Genomic DNA, 20,583 nt, shown 5'->3' with positions numbered 1-20,583 from the left:
TGTTTGGAACACCACCAAGCAAGCTGTAGCCAATATTCAGCGTTCTACCTTTGAAGACACAAAAAAGGCCTTTACCGGCTATATTGCCGGAAGGCTGTTTAAATATGGTTTATGACGGTTTTGTTTTGAGAGGGCTATAGCTCATGAGCTGGCTCATTGGCTGGCCTACCGCTGGATCGGCTCCCGGGCGGTGATCTATTTCGCCGGCTTTGGGGCTGTTACCGTGCCTCTCGACCCGGAACGGATTGAGTACCGGTCCGACTGGGAGCAGTTTGTGCTGTTTTTCTCGGGTTCGCTCACGAGCTTCGGGCTCGCGATAGGCGGATTGGCGTGGCAGGCCGGCCATGCGGGCGATGCCAACGGCAAGCTCTTTGCCGGGATGAACCTGGCGGTAGGTGCCTTCAACCTCATCCCGTTCGGGCGGTCGGACGGCGACAGGGCGCTAACGGCCGTCTGCGATGGCTTGAATGAGCGCGACGGTGCGCTCATGGCTGCGGCCGTTTGCGTCGCCGCCGTCTACGGTTTCGGCACGGTGGCGGCACATGCCCACCTTCCCACCATAGTAGTACGGCCCGTCCTCGCGGCACTTGTCATCATCGCCGCTTGGCGAATCATGAGGCCGAGGGACCCTGACGCCTGGCAGGACCCCTCGGTCATGAGTCGAGCCCGAGCGCTCGCTTGCGGCGTCGCCCTGGTGTTGCTTCTGGGGGCTAGCGGCGTCCTCAGCCGTTTCGTGTAAGTGAACGTCCCCTCATCCCTTCGACAAGGAGGTGCCCCCATCCGGGAACTCGAAGTCTGCGCTCGCGCGGCGGAGAGTCTCCCGGATGGGGCTTTCTGTTTTTTTGGGTAGCAGGGAACTGGCTATTTGTGGATCTGGTTGTACAGGTCCAGCGGCATGATGTGGTTGTCGTCGTAGAAGCCTTTTTTGGTGGAATCGGGAGCGTCGGCGGGGTCGGACTGAGTTTTGAAGACGCTCATGACCTCGCTCGCACCGGCCAGGGGGTCGGTCCCCTCTTGGACGTAGCCGGGGCTGGCAGTGACGAAGACGACATGATCGCCGGCATGTAGGTCTTGGGCGGACACGGCGTTACCCTGGCGGTAGAAGGTGGTGCCGGCGGTGAGAGCGAGGGATTTTTGGTTTAGCTGACCGCCCCAGGGGTAGTCGAACGTGACCGTGCTTCCGTCGATCGACTTGATGGTGCCGATGTGCGTATCGGCAGCTGCGGTAGCATGGTTTTGGCGGTAGAAATCCACCACGGCGTCGTACTCGCACTCGGCCAGCAGTTGATGCTGGAGCTGGTCTGCGGAAATGTGCGGGTCGTCCAAGATCTTAAACTGCACGTGGCTGCGGTCGGGACTGTCGACGCCTGGAGGCAGGCTGCCCTTGCATTGCGAGAGATCGACCGAGAAAACCGAGGCGGTTTGCTTAACGGTAACATCGCCGTTAAACCAGTTATTCAGCGCGTAGGCTCCGGTGGTGCCGGTGGCGATGATGGCCAAGGCTAGCACGGCGCCTGGGGCGGTGCGGAGGAATGTTACGGATTTCATGGAGAGGGGTTCCTTTAAGAAGGTTAGGAGTTGTTGCTTGGAGACGGCCCGCCGCTTGGCGGTAATGGCGTGGCGCACGATGCGGGCGGTAAAGTCGGCGCGGAGGGGGCGGCGGGGCTCCGAGAGCGGCGCCGTGCGGGTGTTGTGATGGCTCATGAGAGCACCTCCTTTAGTTGTTTTTTGGCGCGGCTCATCCAGCCCTTCACTGAGCCGACCGAGGTGCCCATATGGAGAGCGATCTCGCGGTAGGTTTTGCCCTGCCAGTAGTGCATGGAGACCACGGTGCGGTATTGCAGAGGCAGAGCGCCGACGGCGTCGTGGAGTTGCTGGTAGAAGGCCAGGTCTTCGGCGCCGGGGAGATCGCTCACTACTCGCTCGAGCTCGTCGTCGTCCAGGCGGACATCGCGGCGCTTGCGCAGGCGCATGAGGGCCAGGTTGGTGGCGATTTTGTAGAGCCAGGTGCTGAAGCGGAACCGAGAGTCGTAGCGGTCGAGATGGACAAAGGCTTCGATGAACGCTTCGTGAGCGACATCTTCGGCTTCATCCTCGTCGCGCATGAGTCGGAAACAGTGACGGTACAATCCTTCTTTGTAACGGTCGATGAGCGCCCCGTAGGCCTCTTCGTCGCCGTCCAATATGTGAGCGATGAGCTCTGGTTCGTTCTGTTTCATACTTGGTATATGCATGGGGGTGGCGAAAGGTTACGGGTTTATCATATAATGCTGGCGGATCGTGAGATTTACATTCTATGTAAACGATGGTATCGTAGCGCGGTTCACGTCCAGCTACGCCTCTGGAGGCAGCTATGATCGGCGCAGAAGGCGTCAAGGCAGAAGACGTCAAGGTTCTGCTTGCCAACCACATGTCCACGCCCCCTGCGGGCATGAACGTGGTGGAGGTCACTCGCGACTACCCGCCGGGCTACCGATCCGGCTCTGAGCCCTGCCCGACCCACTGGCTCGTGCGACACCGTGACTGGCCGTCGGACCGCGAGTCTTATGGCGTGGCGGTCAATCCCGACGCGACCGGAGTCCGGATCGACCACGCACTCCCATCCTGGGAGCTCCGTGACAAATTGGGATTGCCGCACTCAGACTGACACGATCGCACCCCGAGAGGACGTGAGGTAATGATCATGGCGAGGCCCGCAACGGTGAAGACGCTGAGCGCACGATGGATGCGCCGTTGCGTCGGCCTGGTGGTCGGCCCCGATGCTGATTTAGCGCCGCTGCTGGACGCCACCGCCGGCCGGCGCCTGAGCTACTCTCGCCTGAGGCAGGCGGCAACAACATTCGTTGAAGCCAACCCCGAAACGCCCGGCGCCTTGACCATCATGAACCTGATGGTGCCCATCTGGGCCCGACCCAAGCTGTGGTTTTTGAACTTTTGTGCCTGGCTGGGTACTCTAGTGGAGTAGCCGATCGGCGAAGTTCAACGGCCCATTCATGCCCTCGACTGACAGATAGGCCCCCGCCGGCCGCTGCGGTCGGGGGCCTATCCTTTTGTGGCTGAAAAAGGAAGGGCGCGATCGGTGGGCGGGTAGTTAGTGGTGGTCGCGGATCCGCTGGAGTTGGGTATGGAGCGCGATGCGCTCCTCGGAGGGCAGGGTTGTCACGTCGAGGACGCGGTAGGGTGACCAGGTGTCGCGGCCGGTGAGCCAACCTGCGATGGTCGACCTCAGATACGACCGGACCAGTATGCCATCTTCCGTGAGACCGGTGGCGTGAGCCATGAGGTCGGAGTCGAGGAGACTCCAGACCACCACGGGCTCGCCGGGGATGCCGTCGACCTGGCAAGGCCTTCCGGCGCGCGCGACCTCGTTCTGCACCTTCTTGAGATGCTCGGCCGTTTGGCGGGCGTCGGCGAGGAGGGCCTCTTGGGAGCTAACCTCCTGGGCCGCGTTCGCTGCCGCAATGCTGTCGCTAACGGTACTCATGACACTCCTTGATCGGGGTGGTGGTAATTCGTAGGGCAAATTACTAATACATAGTATATAATATACTATGAAATAAAGCAAGTTTTGGGGACCCTGAGTCTCAAAACCCCAGCCTCACTTCGGATGGCTCGGTGATTTTTGACATTTTTTGTCATTTTTTCCCTATGCATGCGAATGGGCTCGTCGGGGCGAGGAAAATTCCGGAAGTTTTGAAACTCAGGTTTGGGGGTCACGCCGGCGTATTGCGCAGCGACTCCCACAAATGCCAAGACGCCACCGTGCGATACGGCCGCCAGGCGTCGGCGAGGCGGTCGAGCTCGGCGCGGGGTGGGACGGCGGCGAGGCCGTAGAGGCGGACGATGGCGCGCTGGAGGCCGACGTCGTCGGGGGCGAAGACGTCGAGACGGCCGAGGGTGAACATGAGGAACATTTGGGCGGTCCAGACGCCGATGCCTTTGACGCCCACGAGTTCGTCTATTACGGCTTCGTCGGGCAGCTGGTCAAGGTGGTCGAAGACGGCGGCGTCGCGCACAAAGTGCTCGGCGAGGTCGTGGATGTAGCCGGCTTTGGAGCGCGAGAGGCCGAGCGCGCGGAGGTCGTCGGGACTCATCGCGATGACTCGGGCGGGGTCGAGGTCGGTGGCGGCTTGGATGCGGGCGAGGATGGAGGCGGAGGCGGCCACGGAGATTTGCTGGCTCACAATGGAGCGAACGAGGTTGCCGAAATAGGCGCCTGCGCGGAGGCGGTTGAGCGGGGCCTGCGTGGCGATGACGGCGCCGAGCACTGGATCGAGCCGCTGGAGCTCGGCCTCGGCGGCGGCGATTTGGGCGGGTGTGGTCATTTCAATCCCCGAATAATTTCGAGCAGCGCTCCAGGTGTTTCGGCCAGGGCGTCCGGCGCAAAAGACCGCAACGCCTCTGCGCCGTTATAGCCCCACCCAACGGCAATGCAGCTCATGCCGGCCTGGCGCGCGGCTTCGATGTCGCGAGTTTCGTCCCCTACGTAGACACAGTCGGCTCTATCGAGCGACGCTTGTTGGGGTAATTTTTTCAGACCCTTGGCCTTACCCATTAAGCCGATATTGCCATAAATCCGGTCGATATTATTACCTAGCTGATATTTCTTCAGGAAGGTAGCAATGTTTTCTTCACTATTGGTACTGAGAATATACAGGGAGTATTGCGACGATAGCTCCCGAAGAGCCTCCGGGAGGCCATCGAAGGCCTGCACCCGCTCCATTCTGGCGCTCATTTCACGTCGTCCCTTCAGCATGAGTCGTGGTATCTGCCAGGGTTTGATGCCGAGCTTTTTAATAACCTCTCGGGTGGAGGATTGGCGCAGGTCTTCGATTTGGGCTGCCGTTAGTGGTTGTGTGCGCCGTAACAGCACCATCATCACTTCTATAAACATATCGAAGCTATCGGCAATCGTTCCGTCAAAATCAAAGATGATGGCTTTCATCTTAGGAATATATACTTAATTGCTCTAAACGCAAAACCGTCCCGGCGCCGCGAAGGGTCGCGGCGCCGGGACGGGGTGGTTCAGAACTCCTGGCCGAACATCTGGCGCTCGTCGAAACGGCTGGGGCCGCCGTCGTCGATCTCGACGGTGTAGGGGCGGGCCGGCTGGAGCACCAGGTTGGGGTGTTGCGTGCTGGCCTTCTCGGCGATGCTGGCGAGCAAGCTCACGACCAGGCGCCGCAGGTCCTGCTCGGACGGGCGAGGCTTCATGGCGTCGAACGTGACCACGAGCTTGCGGGCCCCGCCCAGGACCAGGGTGTCGAGGGCCACGGCGCCCGGGCACCGCTTAGCGACCTTGGTGAGGTCGTCCTGGGCGCCGGCGAGCTCGATCTCCAGCGGGAGCTTGAGCTCGAAGGTGGGGACCTTGTAGTCGTTGCCGACACCGCAGTCCACCGGCACGAGCCGCTGGTGGTTGCGGACCGTGAACAGCGGCCGGCCCTCGCAGATGGCGAGGGCCCGGAGGATGAGGACTACCGGGCCCAGGATGAGGTCGATGGTCTCGTCCCCGAGGAAGGCGGGGTTGTCGATCGCGACGACGACCTCGACGCCTTCCAGCTTCACCTCGTAGACCCACTCCGGGTTGAGGCCCAGGATGAGGTTGCCGAGCTTGTCGGCGACCGTCTGGCGCAGACTGGCCTCGTGCTTGAGCCCGGGGGCGTAGAGGCTCAAACGAACCTCGTGGGCGCCACCGCTGGCAACAACCAGGATGATGCTGCAGGGGAATTCCCACTGCATCTGGTCGGGGGTGAGCACGAGGTGCCGCATCATGGCGGCGGGGACGGGTGGGGTGGTACGACGAGCGTCGATCATGGCATGACCTTTCGCTAGAACGGATAGGTATGTGAGTACTCAATGTTCGGGGTTGAACCGAGGCATATTATAACTTTTTGACCTCATTCTGTCAATTTCAGCGTCGGGCGCTGTCGAGCAATTTGATGGTGGCCGCGTTTGACTGGTATTGGACGGCGACGAAGCCGGCGGTTTTGGCAGCTTGGATGTTGGCCGGGCTGTCGTCGATGAAGAGAATCTGACTCGGCGTGTAGCTCAGACGGTAAGCTAGGGCGAGGTAGGCTTCGGGTTTGGTTTTGCCGTAGCCGATTTCGTCGGTGGTGATGATGTCGCGAAAAATGCCTTCGAGTGCCGGCGCAAACTCGGGCAGGGCGTGAAGGCCGCCGCTCGTGAAGAGGTAGGTCGGCACGTAGGCTGACAGCCCACGAAGGTACTCGAGCAGCTCGATGTTGAGGTAAAAATGCTCCCCTACCCGGTAGCCGGGCGTCGCTTCGAGCTCGGCGTGGTGGCGGTTGAGGCTCGCCACGTCGGCGGTTTTGGTGAAAATGAGGACTCGCGAGAAATCGATGACGAGAGCGATGATGTTCATGAGGGTATTATACTCGCATTGTATGTGAACAAAAGCCGAACTAGCGTGCTACAATGGTGCTCATGACACAGAGTGAGGCGTTGGCGATTTTGGAGTCTGGGCAATCGGCGCTGCTGACGGGCGCGGCGGGTACGGGCAAGACGTATGTGCTCAACGAGTTTATTCGGCGCGCCAAGCGGCGAGGATTGAGCGTGGCGGTGACGGCGACCACGGGGCTGGCGGCGACGCATTTGCACGGCACCACGATTCACGCGTGGTCGGGCATTGGGGTGCATGATTATTTTGACCGGCACATGGCGGGCAAATTGGCGCAGTCGCGGCAGGATTTGATGCGGCGGGCGGACGTGCTTGTGATCGACGAGATTAGTATGCTGCACGATTTTCGGCTGGATATGGTGGATGAGGCGCTGCGGACGGTGCGCGAAAGCGAGGCGCCGTTCGGGGGGTTGCAGGTGATTTTGTGTGGGGACTTTTTCCAGTTGCCGCCGGTGAATCGGCGCGATGGTCGGGAGGGCGGATTTGTGATTTTGTCGGAGGCGTGGCAGCGGGCCGGGTTTGCGGTGTGCTATCTGGAAAAACAATATCGGCAAACTGAAGACGAGGCGTACACGGCCATTTTGAACGGGATCCGGGCCGGCGTGCTCACACGCGGACAGCTCGATACGTTGCGGGCGCGCGACGGCAGCCACGACGCGGCCGCCGAGCAGACACGGCTACTGACGGTGAATGTGGATGTGGACAGCGTGAACGCGGCCGAGCTGCGCGGCCTGGCGGGCGAGGTGCACCGCTACGACATGGGGACGCACGGGGGCAAAAATTACGTGGAGCAGCTGCAACGGTCGTGCCTGGCGCCGGCGATACTGGAGCTCAAATTGGCGGCGCGGGTGATGTTCATTAAGAATGCGCAGGACCGGTCGTTTGCGAATGGGTCGCTGGGCACGGTGGTGGGTTTTGAAGAGCGCATGGATTATCCGGTGGTGGAGCTCGTGTCGGGGCGGACACTGACGGTGCGACCGGAAACCTGGGAGCTCATGGACGGCGACAAACGGCGGGCCAGCCTGGAGCAGCTGCCGCTGCGGCTGGCGTGGGCGATTACGGTGCACAAAAGCCAGGGCATGACGCTGGATGCGGCGCGGATTGATTTGAGTCGGGCGTTTGTTGAGGGCATGGGGTACGTGGCGCTGTCGCGGGTACGCAGCCTGGAGCATTTGCGGCTCGACGGCCTCAACGGCATGGCGCTGCGGGTGAGCCCGCTGGCGAAGCAGATCGACGCGGATTTGCGGACCGCCAGCGAGCGGGCGCGGACCGAGTTTGCGACTCAGATTGCGGCCTGGAAGCCCGACGAGGTGAAAGATGTGATGGCGACGGCGGCCGACCCGGGGCTGTTTGAGGCGCTGCGGGCGTGGCGGGCTGAGCAGGCACGGGAGCTGGGCATGCCGGCGTACATCATCGCGCACGACAAGACGTTGGCGGAGCTGGCGGCACGCAAGCCGGCCAGCGAGCAGGAGCTGCTGCGAGTGCCGGGATTTGGCGCGAAGAAGGTGGAGACGTACGGGGCGGGAATTTTGCGCGTGGTGGCCGAGAAGGGCGGCCAAGATTCCTAGCATATGGAGCTATCGCGAAATTACCTCCCTTTTGGGTAGTACCTTTTTGGGAGGTAATTTGGAGGAAGTAGTGGGGCCGGATAGTTAAAAGCTCTGTCGAATGTGGCTCATGGTCCACTCCCAATCGGCGTCGGCTTTTTTGTGCGGGTTGAAGATGCCTTGAGGGTCGAAAATATTCTTGACCTCTTTGAAGTAGCCATACACTTCATCGCCGTAGCTGCGCTGGAGCCAGGGGCCGCGGATCATGCCGTCGTTGTGTTCGCCCGAGAGCACGCCGTGGTATTTGAGAACGAGTTCGTTGGTTTCGGTCATGGCGGGGCGGAGTTTGGCGAGCTCCTTGGGGTCTTCGATTTTCATGAGGGGGATGATGTGGAAGTTGCCGTCGCCCATGTGGCCGGCGATGGTGGCAAAGAGATGGTATTTTTTGATGATTTTGCGCATTTGGGGCAGAAATTCCGGTAGGTATTCGGGGTTTACCACAAGGTCATCGATGAACGGCGCTGTGTGCTTGTCTTTGACTTTTTTGCGCAAGATCTGGAAGCTTTGGCGGCGCATTACCCAGAATTTTTCGGCTTGGGACTCGGTAGGGTCTTCTTCGGTTCCTTCGATTTCGTACACGGCACGCTTGGTAAAGAGCTCTTTGTCGAGGGCCTTCACTTTTTCGCGTACCTCATCGGCCGTTTCGCCGTTGAATTCGATCATTAAGATGAGCTTGGGAATGCCGCGCAGCAGCAAAAAGCCCTCGGGAATGAGGCCAATAATGAGATGAATAAACTTTTTTAGACCGAGCATTTGGAGAAAATACGGCATGAATTTGATCGAGAGCATGAGCGTGACGTCGTCGAACGATTCGAAGGTGGCGGGGTGGTGTTTCATTACCACATTGATGAGCTCGCCGAGGCGGTCGATGTCACGCAAGAAGACCACGAGCACCCCGGAGTGGGGGCGGTGCGGCACGAGCCGGAATTTGATATCGGTGGTGAAACCGAGCGTGCCCTGAGCGCCGACGATGAGTTTGGTGAGGTCGAAGATGCCGGTGTCGCGGTCCCAGACGTCCCAGAGATTGTAGCCGGTGGAGTTCTTGGTGACGTGCGGCTTGGCGGCTTTGATGGCGTCGTAATGCTTGTCGACCAGCGCGAAGGTTTTGCGATAGATCTCGCCTTCGAAGGTGCTTAGCTGCATTTTGACGTCGAGCTGGGCCCGAGTGAGCGGGCCGATGGTGTATTCGTTGCCGTCGGCCAGCACGACCTTGAGCTGCTTGACGAAATTCTCGGTTTTGCCGAATTCGAGGGATTTTTCGCCGCCGGAGTTGTTGTTGACCATGCCGCCGATGGTGCAGAGATCGCGGCTGGCCGGATAGCTGGGCATGAGCGCGCCGTGCTCGAAGGTGGCTTTTTCGAAGTCGCGGTAAAACACGCCGGGCTGGGCGTGGCCTTCGGTGGGCGTAATTTCGGTGATAGCCGTAAAGTGGCGGTTGAAGTCGGCGATGATGGAGTCGTTGACCGCGCCGCCGGACATGTCGGTGCCGGCGCTGCGGGCGGTGAGCGAGAGGTTGGCGAGTTTAGTTTTGTGCTCTTTGGCGTATTTAACGAGGGCTCTGACGTCGGCTGAGTCTTTGGGGTAGACCACGAGCTGCGGCTTGACCTCAAAGAGGCTGGCGTCGTGGGAATAGGTTTCGAGCGTGGCGGGCGCGTCTTCGAGTTCGCCGCTGATGAGACGCGAAAGGTCGTCTTTGATATTCATACCATAAGCATAATCCGTGGCGAACTGTCTGGCTAGAGGCAGGCGGATGGCTGTAGTACGATGTTGGATGTCCAATCCGCGCACGCGCAAGGAGATGGCATGGGTGACGATGGTGGTCGCGTTCGCTTCCACTTTGGAGACGACCCAGATTTCGACTGGACCCGGCCAAGGGCTGCAAGGAGGGCCAGCCGTGGAAGGCGCTCCAGAGTCGTACTGGTCGTTGTGCTACTGCTCGCCAGCACTTACGCGGCACTGAACCGAGGAGGCAGCGACCAAAACTCGGCTATCACCTGTGGCAAGGCCACGGTGCATGCACCAGCTCTCGTGGGTGATGTGGCTACGCGCTACTGCGGCACGCCCCGGGCGAAGCTAGCGGTAACGCCGCGGACGAATCCGGGGCGCAAGCTGCGAAACAGCTGCGTGACCCTGGGGGACGGCACGCTTGCCCCCGCGACGACCTACTGCTTCCCGGACATGACGGGATTCAAGGCGGTCTTCGCGGTAGTACCAGCGAACGCTACGAGAGTCGATCTGACGGTCGTGCCGCAGTATTTTGTGCAACGCATCGGTACCGTCGACTGGATCGTAGCCCTCGGGACGACAAGTTACCTCGTGAGGGCACCATCCGGAAGGGCGCCACTTACCCCGGGAACGATCCGGGTCTGGCGATGGAGCGGCACGGCGTGGGTCCCGAGCTCACCCCCGAAGCTTCAGGGGGTCACTACTGTGCGGAATGACTTCGACGTGTTCTTCCGCCAGATCACCTGAGGCTGCTTGTGGGGCGGCCCTCCTGTCACGGGAGGGCCGCCAGGACCTTGCGCTGAGTAAGTCACTCGGGTTCGACGGCGGTCAGGGTGATGATACCGATAATGGGATAGGTGGCGCTGGTCTGAGCTTTGTAGGTGCCGGTGACGCGGACGCGCTTGCCAAAACCGGCTTTGCTGATGAGCGAACTGCCAGTAGTGGTGTCGTGCAGCGCGTAGTATACGCCCGTGTCGTCTTTGAGCCCGTAGGCGCATTCGTCGGTCTGGGGACCGGTGGTGTTGGTGTGCGGCAGGCAGAGCGACTGGCCGACCACGGTTATGGTCTGCTGGCCGGCGGGGGTTGAAGCCGGCGGACGGCCGGTGATTACCCGGGGTTCGGGGGGACGGTACGTGACGGCGATCAACACAGCAGCTATTACGAGCCCGACCGCGGGTAGAATGACCGACAGCCGATTGCGTCTGAACCAATGTTGGAAGGTAGATTTCATAACCGGTATTATGACATATTTTAGAGCCGAATGAGCTGTTCGCGAGACCGGCCAACCCCCACAAAGCTCAACCGGGCACCGGGCATTGTGGCGGTGATGGCCGCGCAGTAGGCTTTGAGGCTTTCGGGGAGGGCATCATAGGAAGTGACCCCTGCGAGATCGGCGGTGGTCCAGCCGGGAAAGGTTTGGTAGCGGGCATGGCAATTGGCCAATAGATCGGCCTCGGTCTGGAACTGGCTGGCAGCGCCGGCGGCATCTTCGTAGCCGGTGGCGATTTTGAGCTCGCCGAGATCCGCCAACGTATCGACTTTGGTGAGCGCGATGTCGGTGAAGCCGTTGAGGCGGTGGGCGTAGCGGGCGGCTACGCCGTCGAAGTAGCCGATGCGGCGGGGGCGGCCGGTGGTGGTGCCGAATTCTTGGCCGCGCTCGCGAATGGTGGTGGCGAGGTCGTCGTGCAGCTCGGTGGGCATGCCGCCGGCGCCCACGCGGGTTTGGTAGGCCTTGAAGATGCCAATAACCTTGGTGAGTGCGAGCGGTGGCATGCCGGCGCCCACGAGCAACCCGCCGGCGGTGGAGTTGGAAGCGGTGACCATCGGGTAGGTGCCGTGGTCGAGGTCGAGCAGTGTGCCATGGGCGCCTTCGAGCACAAAACGGCTGCCCTTGTGCAGGTGCTCCTCTACGAGGACCTCGGTGTCGCGAATAAACGGCCTGAGCGTGGCCGCGGCCTCGTGTACAAATTCGGCGTAGTAGTCGGCGTGGAGCACCTCGTTGTCGACGCCGAGTTTGGCCCTTTTGGAAGCCAAAATATCGTCGAGTTCGGCCAGCAGGCGGTCGGGGTAGAGCAGCATGCGAGCGTGCAAGCCGATGCGTTCGGCCTTGTCCATGTAGGTGGGGCCGATGCCGCGCTTGGTGGTGTCGATGCGCTTGGCGCCGCGGGCGGCTTCTTGGTGCGAGTCGATGAACCGGTGGTACTCGAAGGCCAAGTGGGATTTGGGACTAATGACGAGATTGTCGAACGACACGCCGCGCTGCGTGAGCTCGGCAATTTCTTTCATGAGCGTTTTGGGATTGAGCGCTACGCCGGCGCCGATGATGTTGAGGGTGCGGGGGTTAAAAATGCCGGCCGGTACGAGGTGGAGACCAAATTTGCCATGGTCGTTGATAACGGTGTGGCCGGCATTATCGCCGCCTTGAGAGCGAATGACGACGTCGGCGGTAGTGGCAAGATAATCGACGATCTTGCCCTTGCCCTCATCACCCCACTGACCACCGATAACCGCTATGACTTCGGAATGTTTCATTATTTTCATTGTACAGGGGCGGGCCAGATATGGCGACTGCGCCGGGCCGGCGGGCGGGCGATGATTGACAAATGGTTTATATATTTGGATAATAAGCTTTGTCCTATGCGTCTATCCAGAGAGGCTGGAAGAACTATGACCAATCCAGATGGCTCTATCGGTAACGGGCTCGGCAGCTCGCTCAGGGGCCTCATAGTGGGGTTGGGGGCGCCGGCAGCAGTTGTGGCCTTGGTCGCGTGGCTGCTTTTCCAGAACCTTCCCCAGATCGGTAGCGGCAAGGGGTCCAGTGCGCCCGTCGAGTGTGGCCAACCCACCACCACCGCCCCACGCGGGGAGACGGTGGCGAATTTCGCCGCCAAAGTCTGCGGACAGCAGCTGAAGGCGCTGAAGCCGACCAACCTGCCGCAGAGCTGCCGCGGTCAGACCGACTACTGCTTCGCCAGCCTGAAGGGCCAGAAAGGCGTGTACGCGGTAGTGCCGGTGCATTCCGGCAAGGCAAATCCGGCGGACGTGCCAAGTTCCTTCGCCCAGCGGGATGGTCCCGGCAACGACTGGATGGTCGTCTTCTCCGGCAACCGGCGGCTTCTGCTGAAGATGCCAAGTGGCGCGGTGAAGCTCACCTTACCGGGTAATCTCTTAGCCTGGAGTTGGTCGGGCACTACCTGGAAAACGGAGCCGGATCCACAGGTTCCGGATCTGTCCGTCAGGCGGGAGGCGTTCGACGCTTTTCTCGATACCTGAGTCCTGGTCACCGATGTGGTGGCCCTCCCCGTGCTATGTCGCCGGGAGGGCCACCGCTGCTTTTTTTTGGGGGTCGTGCTGGGTATGGGTTTATGATGGAAGTATGAATGATGAACTTGTGCGACGGCTCCTACACCGGCCCACCGGGGTCAACAAATACGATTTTGGCCATGTACTGGTGGTAGGCGGGTCCCCGGGGATGGTGGGTGCGCCGCTGCTCGCCGGCGAGGCCGCGCTGCGGGCGGGCGCGGGGCTGGTGACGATTGCGGCGGCGGCTCATGTAACCGACAGGCTGGAGCGCCGGGTGCGCGAGATCATGACGCTGACGCTGCCGGCGGACCCGGCTGAGACGGCGCGGACGGCGGCCGAGTTTGCGGCCGCGCGGCGCGTGACGGCCGTGGTGGTGGGCCCAGGCCTGCGCGCTGAGGCGGCGCCGCTGTGCCGCGCGCTGGTGCCGGTGGTGCGCGTGCCGGTGGTGCTCGATGCCGGCGGCCTTTTGGCCTACCGAGGCCATATTTCGGCGCTGGGTGAACTAGCGCGAGCGAGCCCCGGCATCATCGCGACACCGCACACGGGTGAGTACGAAAAGTTGACCGACAGCACATTGCCCGCTGCTCGGAATGAAATTAAGCGAGCGGTGGCGGACTTTGCGCAGCGCTCCGGACTCATCGTGGTGCTCAAAGGCCACCATAGCCTCATCGCCCGGCCCGATGGTACGGTGCGCGAAAATACCACGGGCAACCCGGGGCTAGCGACGGCGGGCACGGGCGACGTATTGACCGGCATCATTGCCGGGTTGCTGGCGCAGGGCGTGGACGCGGCGCAGGCTGCCGAGGCCGGCGTGTACCTGCACGGGCTAGCCGGCGACAGCGCGCGAACAGCGAAAACCGAGGCCGGAATGGTGGCCTCGGATGTGATCGCGTATCTGCCGGAGGCCTGGCGGAGCCTGGAGCGCTAGCTTTGGGTGTCGGCAGGGCTGTCGGCGCCGCCGGGCATGCCGCCGCCGGGACCCCTGTGACCACCGCGTATACGGCCAGGGCCGATGAGCCATTTGGCGTCAATGTGGTTGGCTTTGGCCCAGTCTCGGGTTTCGCTGCGGATTTTTTGCATGGCGGTGCGGCGGTCAGTCTTGGAGGTTGAAGTGTCGTCGCTCATAGCGGCGTCCATTTCGCCCTGAAGCTTTTTGTGCTCGGCCAGCACGAGGTCTTTTTGAGCACTCGTGAGCTTACCGTCGGTGACGGCCTGCGTGAGGCGCGCCTCGTAATTGGTTTCGTGATTGGCCTGGTTGTCCTGGCGGTTTTGATCAAACACGGCCTGGACTTTGGTTTTATCGAGATGGAACGTGTCGGCGATTTTCTGGACGAGCGAGGTCTGCGGATTGGCTGAGTCGCTGGCGGCCGAGACTTGGGTTACTCCGTAAGCTCCGGCGCTAAAGATAGCGACCGCAGCCATTGGAATGATGATTTTCTTGGATGGAATGTTCATATACTCCCCTTCTGTTCAATCGTTGAACGACCCTAGCATGTCACGGGTAGCTGATAAATCGCTTAGGAGGGCGCAAATAAATTCTCAGCAGACATGGCTATTGCCAAATTATAAAATTAGTTTATAGTATTGCCTCGAGGGACGTTCATCATACACGAATAGAGGTCGGAGCATGGCAAAGACGCTCGTGGCAACGACGCCGGTGCAGCCAGTCCAGCAGAAGAAGCGCAAGCCATGGTGGCACCAAAACCGATGGCCGCAGATTTTCCGCATGGTCCTGCTGGGCAAAAGCCCGATCATCAGCGACACGGAGATCAAGCGGCGGCTCGACAAACTCATCGCGAAGCGGCAGAAGGAGTCGGCTCCGCAAGGACGCTGGAACCTACTGCAGAGGATTCGGCGCGGCCGCGTTTCGCCGGCTCGCAGCCGAGCGCGCGTCGAGGCAGAGCTCGCCAATGAGTTCACCGAGCTCATCAAGGATCGCAGTAAGACGCTCGATGAGATGCGGGACTTTGCGAAGATGGGCTTCGCCGCCGTGTCGGGGCTGGATGCTCTGATCGGCATCATGTTCGTCTTCACCCCGCACCCGCCAAGGCTCGCGGTGCACCTGGCGCTCACGGCGATCACGGGGGTAACCCTGGCAGTGGCGATCCTCACCCGATGCGCGATGCCGCCGCCCAAGGCCCTGTGGACCAACTACGACGAACCTACCGAGTGGATCGGCAAGAAGGTCGATCCGAAAGACCGGCTTCTCGTGCTCTACAAGCTCGTGCACGACCGCAGCGCCATCGCGCAGTTTCTCAAGCGCGCGCTGGTGCTGACGGGGATGCTCGTCATCCTCGGGCTCACGCTGTTTGTGACGTTCCTGTACATCGCGTTCTGAACGCACCCTGCGGCGCCCGCCTTCCGCCACGAGCGGAGGCGGGCGCCGGGAGCCCCTTTAGGGGGTTTTTATTTTTGGTAATGTTAGTGTCCGAAGAAGCCGCGGGCCTGGGTGTCGGGGAGTTGGTAGAGGGCAACGTGGTGCTTCGCGCAGAGTTCGGTGGTTTCGTGGTCGCGGACGGAGCCGGTGGTGGACCAGATAGCTGAGATGCCCGCGTCGATGAGCACCTGGGGGCCGTCGGGGAACGGGAAGAAGCTGTCGGAGTAAGCGACGGCGCCGGTGATGTCGTGCTGGCCGTCGGTGGCGCGTTTGACCGCGAGCTCGCAGCAGCTCACACGGTCTTGCTGGCCGACGCCGTTGCCAATGAGTTGGCCGGATTTGACCAGGGTGATGGTGTTGGAGTTGGAGGTGCTGCCGACGGCCCAAGCCAGGATGAGGTCTTTGGCTTGGTCGCCTGAGAGGGTGCCGGTGGTGGTGAGGTTGGGATCCTTGAGGTCGAGGATGAATGTGTAACCGGGTTGGCGCAGGAAGCCGCCGCGGACGGGGCGGAGGTGCGGGGCTGAGTTGAGGGAATTTTTGCCGATTTTGGCGAGCTCGGGGTTGGCGAGGAAGCGGCATTTGTCGCCTTTGCGACTGAGGTGCGCGATGGCTTCGGGCGTGAATGATGGCGCGATGACGGCGTCGAGGAGGCGGCGGCCGGCAGGTTGGCAGTGAGTGAGGAGGAGCTCGGCGAGGGCTTCGTCGATTTCGAAGTTGGTGCTGACGAGCCCGCCGAAGATGGCGCGGGTGTCGCCGGTGACCATGGCTTTGATGGCGTCGGCGGGCGTTTCGGCCGCGGCGGCGCCGCAGGGGTTGCCGTGCTTGGTGCCGAGGGCGATAGCCGGGACGCGGCCGAAGTTTTGCTCGAAACCGGCGGCGATGTGGGTGATGGTTTGGAGATGACGGTCGAGCTCGGCCAGGTTGTTGTAGCTGGGGGCGGCGCCGGCGACGAGCTCGAAGCGGTCGAGGGCGAGCGGATCGTTTGAATCCGTGGTATGGAGGCCGGCCGGGGTTTGCCAGGCGTTTTCGCCGTATTTGGCGGCTAGGACTTGGGTGCCCACGAGGCCGTCGTGGAGGCCACGGGAGGTGTAGCGGGCCGAAGTGAGCGCATAGTCGGCGACTACGGCTTCGGCCGCGGCGGCGAGGCGGGTGCGGAAGGTGGCGGCGTCGGGTTCGCCGGCCTGGAGCCATTTGAGTACTTCGGTGCGCTGCTGGGGTCGGGCGATGACGATGCGGCGGCCCTTGGCGGCGGAGCGCAGCATGGTGGGGCCGCCGATGTCGGTTTGCTCGATGACGGATTCGGGCGTGGAGCCGGGTTTGGCGATTTCGCCCGAGAGCGGGTAGAGATCGACACATACGAGGTCGATGTACGGCACCCTGAGGCGTTCGAGCTCGGCGCGGTCTTCGGGCGTGTCGCGGGCGAGTAGGCCGGCGTGGATTTCGCGCGAGAGCGTGACCACCCGGTGGCCGAGAATCGCCTCTCCGCCTACGAGCTCGGCTACGTCAGTGACGGGCACGCCGGCGGCAGTGAGCGCCTTGGCGGTGCCGCCCGATGAGTAAATTTGCCACCCGAGTTCGGTAAGGGTCTTGGCAAAGTCGGCAATGCCTGTTTTGTCGTAGACGGAGATGAGGGCGGTGCGTGATTTCAAATTATTCGCCCTGGCTGAATTTTTCAGTGGCTTCGGCCACCCAGGTGTAATTTTGTTTGATTTTACCGAGCTCTTTGGCCTTGGCGGCGGGATCGTCCACGCCGGCGAGGTTGCGGTAAACTTGCTTGTCTTTCATTTGGGACTTGTCGCCGCCGGGCCAGATGCGCCAGGAGTCGTTATCGACCACGTCGGCGATGAATAATTCGTCGGTTTCGGCGTCGCGGCCGGCCTCTATTTTGAGGTCCACGAGGGTTACCTCCTGCTCGGCCCAGGCGGCTTCGAGAACTTCAAAAGCCTGCTTGGTGAGCTCCACCAGGGTAAGGATTTGGGGGGCGTCGAGGTCTTTAAATATGGTTTCGGCCAGGGGCTGTTCGTTCATAAAGCCTTCGCCCAGGGGCTTGCTGGCGGTATAACGCAACAAGCGCCCGGTGACGAAGTCGAAAATCACCAGAGGATCGTGGTTGGGGTCGTCTTTTTCAAAGAATTCCACCACGAGATCGCCGAAAATGGTGCCTTCCTTTACGTCCGGCCGGCGCTTGAGATACGAACCGGTGGCGATGCGGCGGGCGACGAGCTCGAGCGGGATCATCTTAGCTGAGCGGGCTTTGAAGGCGCGGTCGGCGGTGCGTTCAATGAAATGGGTGGCCAGACCTTTGGCTTTGAGAAGGGCAAAAACGTTTGAAGTGGTCTGGTTGGCGGTGATGGCTTTGCCTTCGAGCATATCGTGCTTGGCGCCGTCTCCGGCGGTGATGTCGTCTTTGGATTCAATCGTGACTTTGCCGTCGCCGGCGTCCCAGATGACTTTGGTTTTGCCTTCGGCCAGTTTGACTTGCGCGTCTGCCATTATTTGCTCCCTTCTTTAATGTCGAATTGCGGCTGCTTTTTGGAGGCGGCGAGGAATGTGGCTAGGCCTTCGGTGATGGCGGGGTCGTTTACGGCGAGAATTTGGGCCGTGGCGATGGCGGCGTTTTTGAGCCCGGATTTGCCCACGCCGGCGGTGAGCACGGGCACACCCGGCGGCATGTAGATACACGAGTCGATGCCGTGCTCGTCGAGGGGCACGCCAATGATGGGCTTGGCCATGGTGGTGAGGCCGGCGAGCGCACCTGGAAGCGCCGTGGCCATGCCGGCGACCCCGATGAAGACTTGGGCGCCGTTTTGGACGGCTTCGGTGGCAAAGGTACCGAGCTCTTCGAGGTTACGGTGGGCGCTGCAAACGGATACGGCGCTGGAGATGCCGATGGTGTCTAGGGTTTGGGTCATGCCGGCGGCCTTGACGGCTTCGAGGTCGCTGGCGCTGCCGAGAACGATGTGTACGAGGGTCATGGTTTGTGGCTCCTTCACTAGCTTTCTAGATTATTTTAACCCAACGGCGACACAAGCGGTACCTGGGCAATCGGGCAGGGATGGTTAATCAATCAGAAGCCAAACCACAGTATAATAAGTGAGTATGCAAATCGGACTAAACCAGCTTATTGACCCTGAAATGAAATCTCTTGCAGATGAGAGCAAGCAGTTCTACGAAGCTAGGAAAGCCGCTAAGCCCAATAAAAAGCAGCCTGATTTGACTACTCCTGATGGGCTACAGGAGGCTCGAGATGCCCGTAAACCATCCGACACGCTAACAGACCGTAACATTACTGAAGCAATTGTTGAAGCATATGGCAGAGAAGTTCCTGTACGGATAATTCAGCCGAAGAAAGGTAAGGCGCAAGGTGTATACCTCAATATTCCCGGCGGGGGCTTTTACCTCAACGAGGCTGCGAGAAACGATGTACAAAATGCTTATCTTGCAGATGCTTTAGAAGTGGCGGTAATAAGCGTTGAGTACCGACTAGCACCCGAAGACCCTTGGCCTGCTGCTCCCGATGACTGTGCTACTGTGGCCCATTGGTTGACTGAGCAAGCTGAGCAATTGTTTGGAACAGCACGCCTTATAATCGGCGGTTCTTCAGCAGGCGCAACATTGGCGATGACTACTTTGCTTCGGCTGCGTGATGACAAGCTTTTAGCCCGATTTGTTGGTGCAGTTTTACAATTTGGTGCATATGATTTGAGCGGTCAAACACCAGGTGGGAGGCTATATGCTGACGAGTATTTTATTCAGGCATATGCTGGAAAGATTGTCGACAAAACACAATCTGATATATCACCACTTTATGGCGATTTAAAAGGCTTACCGCCGGCGTTGATAATAGTGGGTACGGCAGATATCTTGATGGAAGATAGCTTTGCTATGGCTGCTAGGCTTTCAGCGGCCGGCAATGAAGTGGATTTACGAGTTTACCCCGAAGCTGCCCATGGCTTTACATCAAGCCCAACTAAAATGGGCAGGGCAGCAATCCAAGACATTATAGATTGGCTCAAGGGGAAATAGTTTATTGAGCTCGTCGTTGCCAAAATTGAGGCCGAGGGGTTTGCGCCTGATACGATCATTGGACTCAGCACGGGTGGGTTTCCGACGGCGGCCGTCCTTGCTAAGCGGCTGGGCATACGTAGCCGGAACGTGATTGGTCTGCCCGTCTACAAGGACGATACTGGCGACTATCATCTCGATGAGTTGGCAACGTTGGGCGATTGCACGGGACGTCGGGTACTAGTAGTGGATGACGCGAGTAAGCGCGGGCTGCTCACGCGCAAGGCGGTTGCTCTGGTTCGGGAGCGCGGAGGTATGGCAAAAAGTTGCGTCTTAATTGCTTCGAATGGTGGTCTTCTGCCGGACTTCGTGGGTGAGACGTGCGACGGAAATCCGCCTCACTTTTTTTGGGAGAATGTATAGTCCGGCGTGTCGCATGGGGAATTTTTGACAATTTTTGTCATTTTTTGCCCAACCAAGGAATCACTTTCGAACCTGTTATTATGCAGATAATGCAAATCCCTGAGAGTGTTACAGAAGCCGAGCTCAGAAACCGTATCGATCGGTCCGCAGTTGGTCTCACCGCGCTTATTGAGCGTGCCCTCGAACAAGCAATTAAATCGCACACCGGTCAACTCCGAGAAGATGGACAACCCTACCTTACTGAGCATATTTACCCCGTCACCACCTTAACTATTAATTTTCTAGCAAACGAGGTGACAGAAGAGTTTGTTGCCAGTGCTTTGCTGCATGATTGCATCGAAGATGACGCCAGTTTTACCAAAGCCGAACTAAGAAGTATTTTTGGAAGCCACATCTGCGAAATTGTTATGTCGCTTTCTAAGCCAAGCGTAGCAGGGCAATTTTCCGAAACTCAGAAGCGCCAGAGAGTCAATGGAGCGTATTTTAAAAACCTTCAATCTGCACCACACGAAGCAAAAATTATTAAGCTTTTAGATAGGATTGATAATCTCCACTGGGCAATGACATTTGGTAAAGAGCTGGTCACGATCTACCTCGATGAAACGAAGAATTTCTATTTGCCTTTTGCGAAGACAGTTGACGCTAGGTTGTATGAGACTATCACTGCACAGACGCTACGGCTGGAAGCAGAGGCAAAGGCTGCTGGTTTTATAGAGTAACTACTG

At 60.0% G+C, this 20,583-nt stretch carries 24 protein-coding genes; 10 read left to right on the top strand and 14 right to left on the bottom strand.

Annotated elements, in window-relative coordinates; all coding sequences use genetic code 11:
• The first annotated feature begins 223 nt into the window (after positions 1–223).
• Positions 224–739, top strand: coding sequence for a hypothetical protein (locus tag VMT30_05440; protein ID HVQ44381.1), 516 nt, complete (start codon positions 224–226; stop codon positions 737–739).
• Positions 740–861: 122 nt separating this feature from the next.
• On the opposite strand, the gene VMT30_05435 is transcribed toward VMT30_05440, so the two are convergent.
• Entirely contained in the window at positions 862–1,704 is an 843-nt protein-coding gene (locus VMT30_05435) for a hypothetical protein (GenBank protein HVQ44380.1), read from the bottom strand.
• Positions 1,701–2,219: a sigma-70 family RNA polymerase sigma factor gene (locus VMT30_05430; protein HVQ44379.1), complete on the bottom strand. Its 519-nt coding sequence runs from the start codon at positions 2,217–2,219 to the stop codon at positions 1,701–1,703. The genes VMT30_05435 and VMT30_05430 overlap by 4 nt, the downstream gene beginning before the upstream one ends.
• Before the next feature lie 134 nt (positions 2,220–2,353).
• Between VMT30_05430 and VMT30_05425 the strand changes: the two genes are divergently transcribed.
• Both VMT30_05425 and VMT30_05420 read left to right on the top strand, forming a co-directional pair.
• Positions 2,354–2,647, top strand: a complete 294-nt coding sequence (locus tag VMT30_05425) for a hypothetical protein (protein HVQ44378.1) — start codon at positions 2,354–2,356, stop codon at positions 2,645–2,647.
• A gap of 36 nt (positions 2,648–2,683) precedes the next feature.
• A complete protein-coding gene (locus VMT30_05420; GenBank protein HVQ44377.1) occupies positions 2,684–2,965 on the top strand; it encodes a hypothetical protein in 282 nt (93 codons plus the stop codon).
• 126 nt (positions 2,966–3,091) lie between these two features.
• On the opposite strand, the gene VMT30_05415 is transcribed toward VMT30_05420, so the two are convergent.
• From VMT30_05415 to VMT30_05395, 5 genes are all read right to left on the bottom strand, one after another.
• On the bottom strand, positions 3,092–3,484 hold the full coding sequence (locus VMT30_05415) for a hypothetical protein (GenBank protein HVQ44376.1): 393 nt from the start codon (positions 3,482–3,484) through the stop codon (positions 3,092–3,094).
• A gap of 229 nt (positions 3,485–3,713) precedes the next feature.
• The gene (locus VMT30_05410; GenBank protein ID HVQ44375.1) at positions 3,714–4,325 is read right to left on the bottom strand and encodes a DNA-3-methyladenine glycosylase 2 family protein; all 612 of its coding nucleotides are present in this window, start codon (positions 4,323–4,325) and stop codon (positions 3,714–3,716) included.
• Positions 4,322–4,945: an HAD-IA family hydrolase gene (locus tag VMT30_05405; protein HVQ44374.1), complete on the bottom strand. Its 624-nt coding sequence runs from the start codon at positions 4,943–4,945 to the stop codon at positions 4,322–4,324. The genes VMT30_05410 and VMT30_05405 overlap by 4 nt, the downstream gene beginning before the upstream one ends.
• 80 nt (positions 4,946–5,025) lie before the next feature.
• A complete protein-coding gene (locus VMT30_05400) occupies positions 5,026–5,814 on the bottom strand; it encodes a hypothetical protein (GenBank protein ID HVQ44373.1) in 789 nt (262 codons plus the stop codon).
• Positions 5,815–5,911: 97 nt separating this feature from the next.
• Positions 5,912–6,382, bottom strand: coding sequence for an HAD-IA family hydrolase (locus tag VMT30_05395; GenBank protein HVQ44372.1), 471 nt, complete (start codon positions 6,380–6,382; stop codon positions 5,912–5,914).
• Positions 6,383–6,444: 62 nt separating this feature from the next.
• Here VMT30_05395 and VMT30_05390 point away from each other — a divergent pair, with 62 nt between their 5' ends.
• Positions 6,445–7,986, top strand: coding sequence for an HRDC domain-containing protein (locus tag VMT30_05390; protein ID HVQ44371.1), 1,542 nt, complete (start codon positions 6,445–6,447; stop codon positions 7,984–7,986).
• 84 nt (positions 7,987–8,070) lie between these two features.
• On the opposite strand, the gene VMT30_05385 is transcribed toward VMT30_05390, so the two are convergent.
• Positions 8,071–9,861 (bottom strand): FAD-binding oxidoreductase, encoded by a 1,791-nt coding sequence (locus VMT30_05385; protein HVQ44370.1) that lies wholly within the window; start codon positions 9,859–9,861, stop codon positions 8,071–8,073.
• Between the two features lie 90 nt (positions 9,862–9,951).
• Between VMT30_05385 and VMT30_05380 the strand changes: the two genes are divergently transcribed.
• On the top strand, positions 9,952–10,497 hold the full coding sequence (locus VMT30_05380; GenBank protein ID HVQ44369.1) for a hypothetical protein: 546 nt from the start codon (positions 9,952–9,954) through the stop codon (positions 10,495–10,497).
• Positions 10,498–10,558: 61 nt separating this feature from the next.
• On the opposite strand, the gene VMT30_05375 is transcribed toward VMT30_05380, so the two are convergent.
• Positions 10,559–10,981 carry a hypothetical protein gene (locus tag VMT30_05375; GenBank protein HVQ44368.1) on the bottom strand — a complete coding sequence of 141 codons (423 nt, stop codon included), beginning with the start codon at positions 10,979–10,981 and terminating at the stop codon, positions 10,559–10,561.
• 20 nt (positions 10,982–11,001) lie between these two features.
• Positions 11,002–12,282: an adenylosuccinate synthase gene (locus VMT30_05370; GenBank protein HVQ44367.1), complete on the bottom strand. Its 1,281-nt coding sequence runs from the start codon at positions 12,280–12,282 to the stop codon at positions 11,002–11,004.
• A gap of 135 nt (positions 12,283–12,417) precedes the next feature.
• Between VMT30_05370 and VMT30_05365 the strand changes: the two genes are divergently transcribed.
• Positions 12,418–13,023 carry a hypothetical protein gene (locus VMT30_05365; protein HVQ44366.1) on the top strand — a complete coding sequence of 202 codons (606 nt, stop codon included), beginning with the start codon at positions 12,418–12,420 and terminating at the stop codon, positions 13,021–13,023.
• A 103-nt stretch (positions 13,024–13,126) separates the two neighbouring features.
• Complete coding sequence (locus tag VMT30_05360; GenBank protein HVQ44365.1) at positions 13,127–13,981, top strand: NAD(P)H-hydrate dehydratase; 855 nt, start codon at positions 13,127–13,129, stop codon at positions 13,979–13,981.
• Here VMT30_05360 and VMT30_05355 read toward each other — a convergent pair.
• Complete coding sequence (locus tag VMT30_05355) at positions 13,978–14,508, bottom strand: hypothetical protein (protein ID HVQ44364.1); 531 nt, start codon at positions 14,506–14,508, stop codon at positions 13,978–13,980. The genes VMT30_05360 and VMT30_05355 overlap by 4 nt on opposite strands.
• A 172-nt stretch (positions 14,509–14,680) precedes the next feature.
• On the opposite strand from VMT30_05355, the gene VMT30_05350 reads away from it, so the two are divergent.
• Complete coding sequence (locus tag VMT30_05350; GenBank protein HVQ44363.1) at positions 14,681–15,391, top strand: hypothetical protein; 711 nt, start codon at positions 14,681–14,683, stop codon at positions 15,389–15,391.
• An 83-nt stretch (positions 15,392–15,474) separates the two neighbouring features.
• On the opposite strand, the gene VMT30_05345 is transcribed toward VMT30_05350, so the two are convergent.
• Genes VMT30_05345 through VMT30_05335 form a run of 3 tightly spaced genes read right to left on the bottom strand, consistent with a single transcriptional unit; the run spans position 15,475 to position 18,405 of the window.
• Entirely contained in the window at positions 15,475–17,079 is a 1,605-nt protein-coding gene (locus VMT30_05345; GenBank protein HVQ44362.1) for a hypothetical protein, read from the bottom strand.
• 1 nt (position 17,080) lies between these two features.
• Positions 17,081–17,923: a phosphoribosylaminoimidazolesuccinocarboxamide synthase gene (locus VMT30_05340; GenBank protein HVQ44361.1), complete on the bottom strand. Its 843-nt coding sequence runs from the start codon at positions 17,921–17,923 to the stop codon at positions 17,081–17,083.
• A complete protein-coding gene (locus tag VMT30_05335) occupies positions 17,923–18,405 on the bottom strand; it encodes an AIR carboxylase family protein (GenBank protein HVQ44360.1) in 483 nt (160 codons plus the stop codon). The genes VMT30_05340 and VMT30_05335 overlap by 1 nt, the downstream gene beginning before the upstream one ends.
• 124 nt (positions 18,406–18,529) lie before the next feature.
• On the opposite strand from VMT30_05335, the gene VMT30_05330 reads away from it, so the two are divergent.
• Both VMT30_05330 and VMT30_05325 read left to right on the top strand, forming a co-directional pair.
• Positions 18,530–19,456 (top strand): alpha/beta hydrolase fold domain-containing protein, encoded by a 927-nt coding sequence (locus VMT30_05330; GenBank protein ID HVQ44359.1) that lies wholly within the window; start codon positions 18,530–18,532, stop codon positions 19,454–19,456.
• 491 nt (positions 19,457–19,947) lie between these two features.
• Complete coding sequence (locus VMT30_05325; protein HVQ44358.1) at positions 19,948–20,577, top strand: HD domain-containing protein; 630 nt, start codon at positions 19,948–19,950, stop codon at positions 20,575–20,577.
• The last annotated feature ends 6 nt before the right edge of the window (positions 20,578–20,583 follow it).

This window comes from Candidatus Saccharimonadia bacterium, from assembly GCA_035544015.1.
GTDB lineage: Bacteria > Patescibacteriota > Saccharimonadia > UBA4664 > UBA4664 > UBA5169.
The sequence above is the reverse complement of the archived record's forward strand: the minus strand, read 5'-3'. Positions and strand labels throughout refer to the sequence as shown.

Bases quoted from the DNA above. Each gene is read 5' to 3' on its own strand.
- VMT30_05325 (HVQ44358.1), top strand. From the start codon at position 19,948: ATGCAAATCCCTGAGAGTGTTACAGAAGCCGAGCTCAGAAACCGTATC.
- VMT30_05420 (HVQ44377.1), top strand. From the start codon at position 2,684: ATGGCGAGGCCCGCAACGGTGAAGACGCTGAGCGCACGATGGATGCGC.
- VMT30_05395 (HVQ44372.1), bottom strand. From the start codon at position 6,382: ATGAACATCATCGCTCTCGTCATCGATTTCTCGCGAGTCCTCATTTTC.
- VMT30_05355 (HVQ44364.1), bottom strand. From the start codon at position 14,508: ATGAACATTCCATCCAAGAAAATCATCATTCCAATGGCTGCGGTCGCT.
- VMT30_05360 (HVQ44365.1), top strand. From the start codon at position 13,127: ATGAATGATGAACTTGTGCGACGGCTCCTACACCGGCCCACCGGGGTC.
- VMT30_05425 (HVQ44378.1), top strand. From the start codon at position 2,354: ATGATCGGCGCAGAAGGCGTCAAGGCAGAAGACGTCAAGGTTCTGCTT.
- VMT30_05400 (HVQ44373.1), bottom strand. From the start codon at position 5,814: ATGATCGACGCTCGTCGTACCACCCCACCCGTCCCCGCCGCCATGATG.
- VMT30_05370 (HVQ44367.1), bottom strand. From the start codon at position 12,282: ATGAAACATTCCGAAGTCATAGCGGTTATCGGTGGTCAGTGGGGTGAT.
- VMT30_05435 (HVQ44380.1), bottom strand. From the start codon at position 1,704: ATGAGCCATCACAACACCCGCACGGCGCCGCTCTCGGAGCCCCGCCGC.
- VMT30_05365 (HVQ44366.1), top strand. From the start codon at position 12,418: ATGACCAATCCAGATGGCTCTATCGGTAACGGGCTCGGCAGCTCGCTC.
- VMT30_05405 (HVQ44374.1), bottom strand. From the start codon at position 4,945: ATGAAAGCCATCATCTTTGATTTTGACGGAACGATTGCCGATAGCTTC.
- VMT30_05330 (HVQ44359.1), top strand. From the start codon at position 18,530: ATGCAAATCGGACTAAACCAGCTTATTGACCCTGAAATGAAATCTCTT.
- VMT30_05415 (HVQ44376.1), bottom strand. From the start codon at position 3,484: ATGAGTACCGTTAGCGACAGCATTGCGGCAGCGAACGCGGCCCAGGAG.
- VMT30_05390 (HVQ44371.1), top strand. From the start codon at position 6,445: ATGACACAGAGTGAGGCGTTGGCGATTTTGGAGTCTGGGCAATCGGCG.
- VMT30_05430 (HVQ44379.1), bottom strand. From the start codon at position 2,219: ATGAAACAGAACGAACCAGAGCTCATCGCTCACATATTGGACGGCGAC.
- VMT30_05335 (HVQ44360.1), bottom strand. From the start codon at position 18,405: ATGACCCTCGTACACATCGTTCTCGGCAGCGCCAGCGACCTCGAAGCC.
- VMT30_05375 (HVQ44368.1), bottom strand. From the start codon at position 10,981: ATGAAATCTACCTTCCAACATTGGTTCAGACGCAATCGGCTGTCGGTC.
- VMT30_05340 (HVQ44361.1), bottom strand. From the start codon at position 17,923: ATGGCAGACGCGCAAGTCAAACTGGCCGAAGGCAAAACCAAAGTCATC.
- VMT30_05350 (HVQ44363.1), top strand. From the start codon at position 14,681: ATGGCAAAGACGCTCGTGGCAACGACGCCGGTGCAGCCAGTCCAGCAG.
- VMT30_05410 (HVQ44375.1), bottom strand. From the start codon at position 4,325: ATGACCACACCCGCCCAAATCGCCGCCGCCGAGGCCGAGCTCCAGCGG.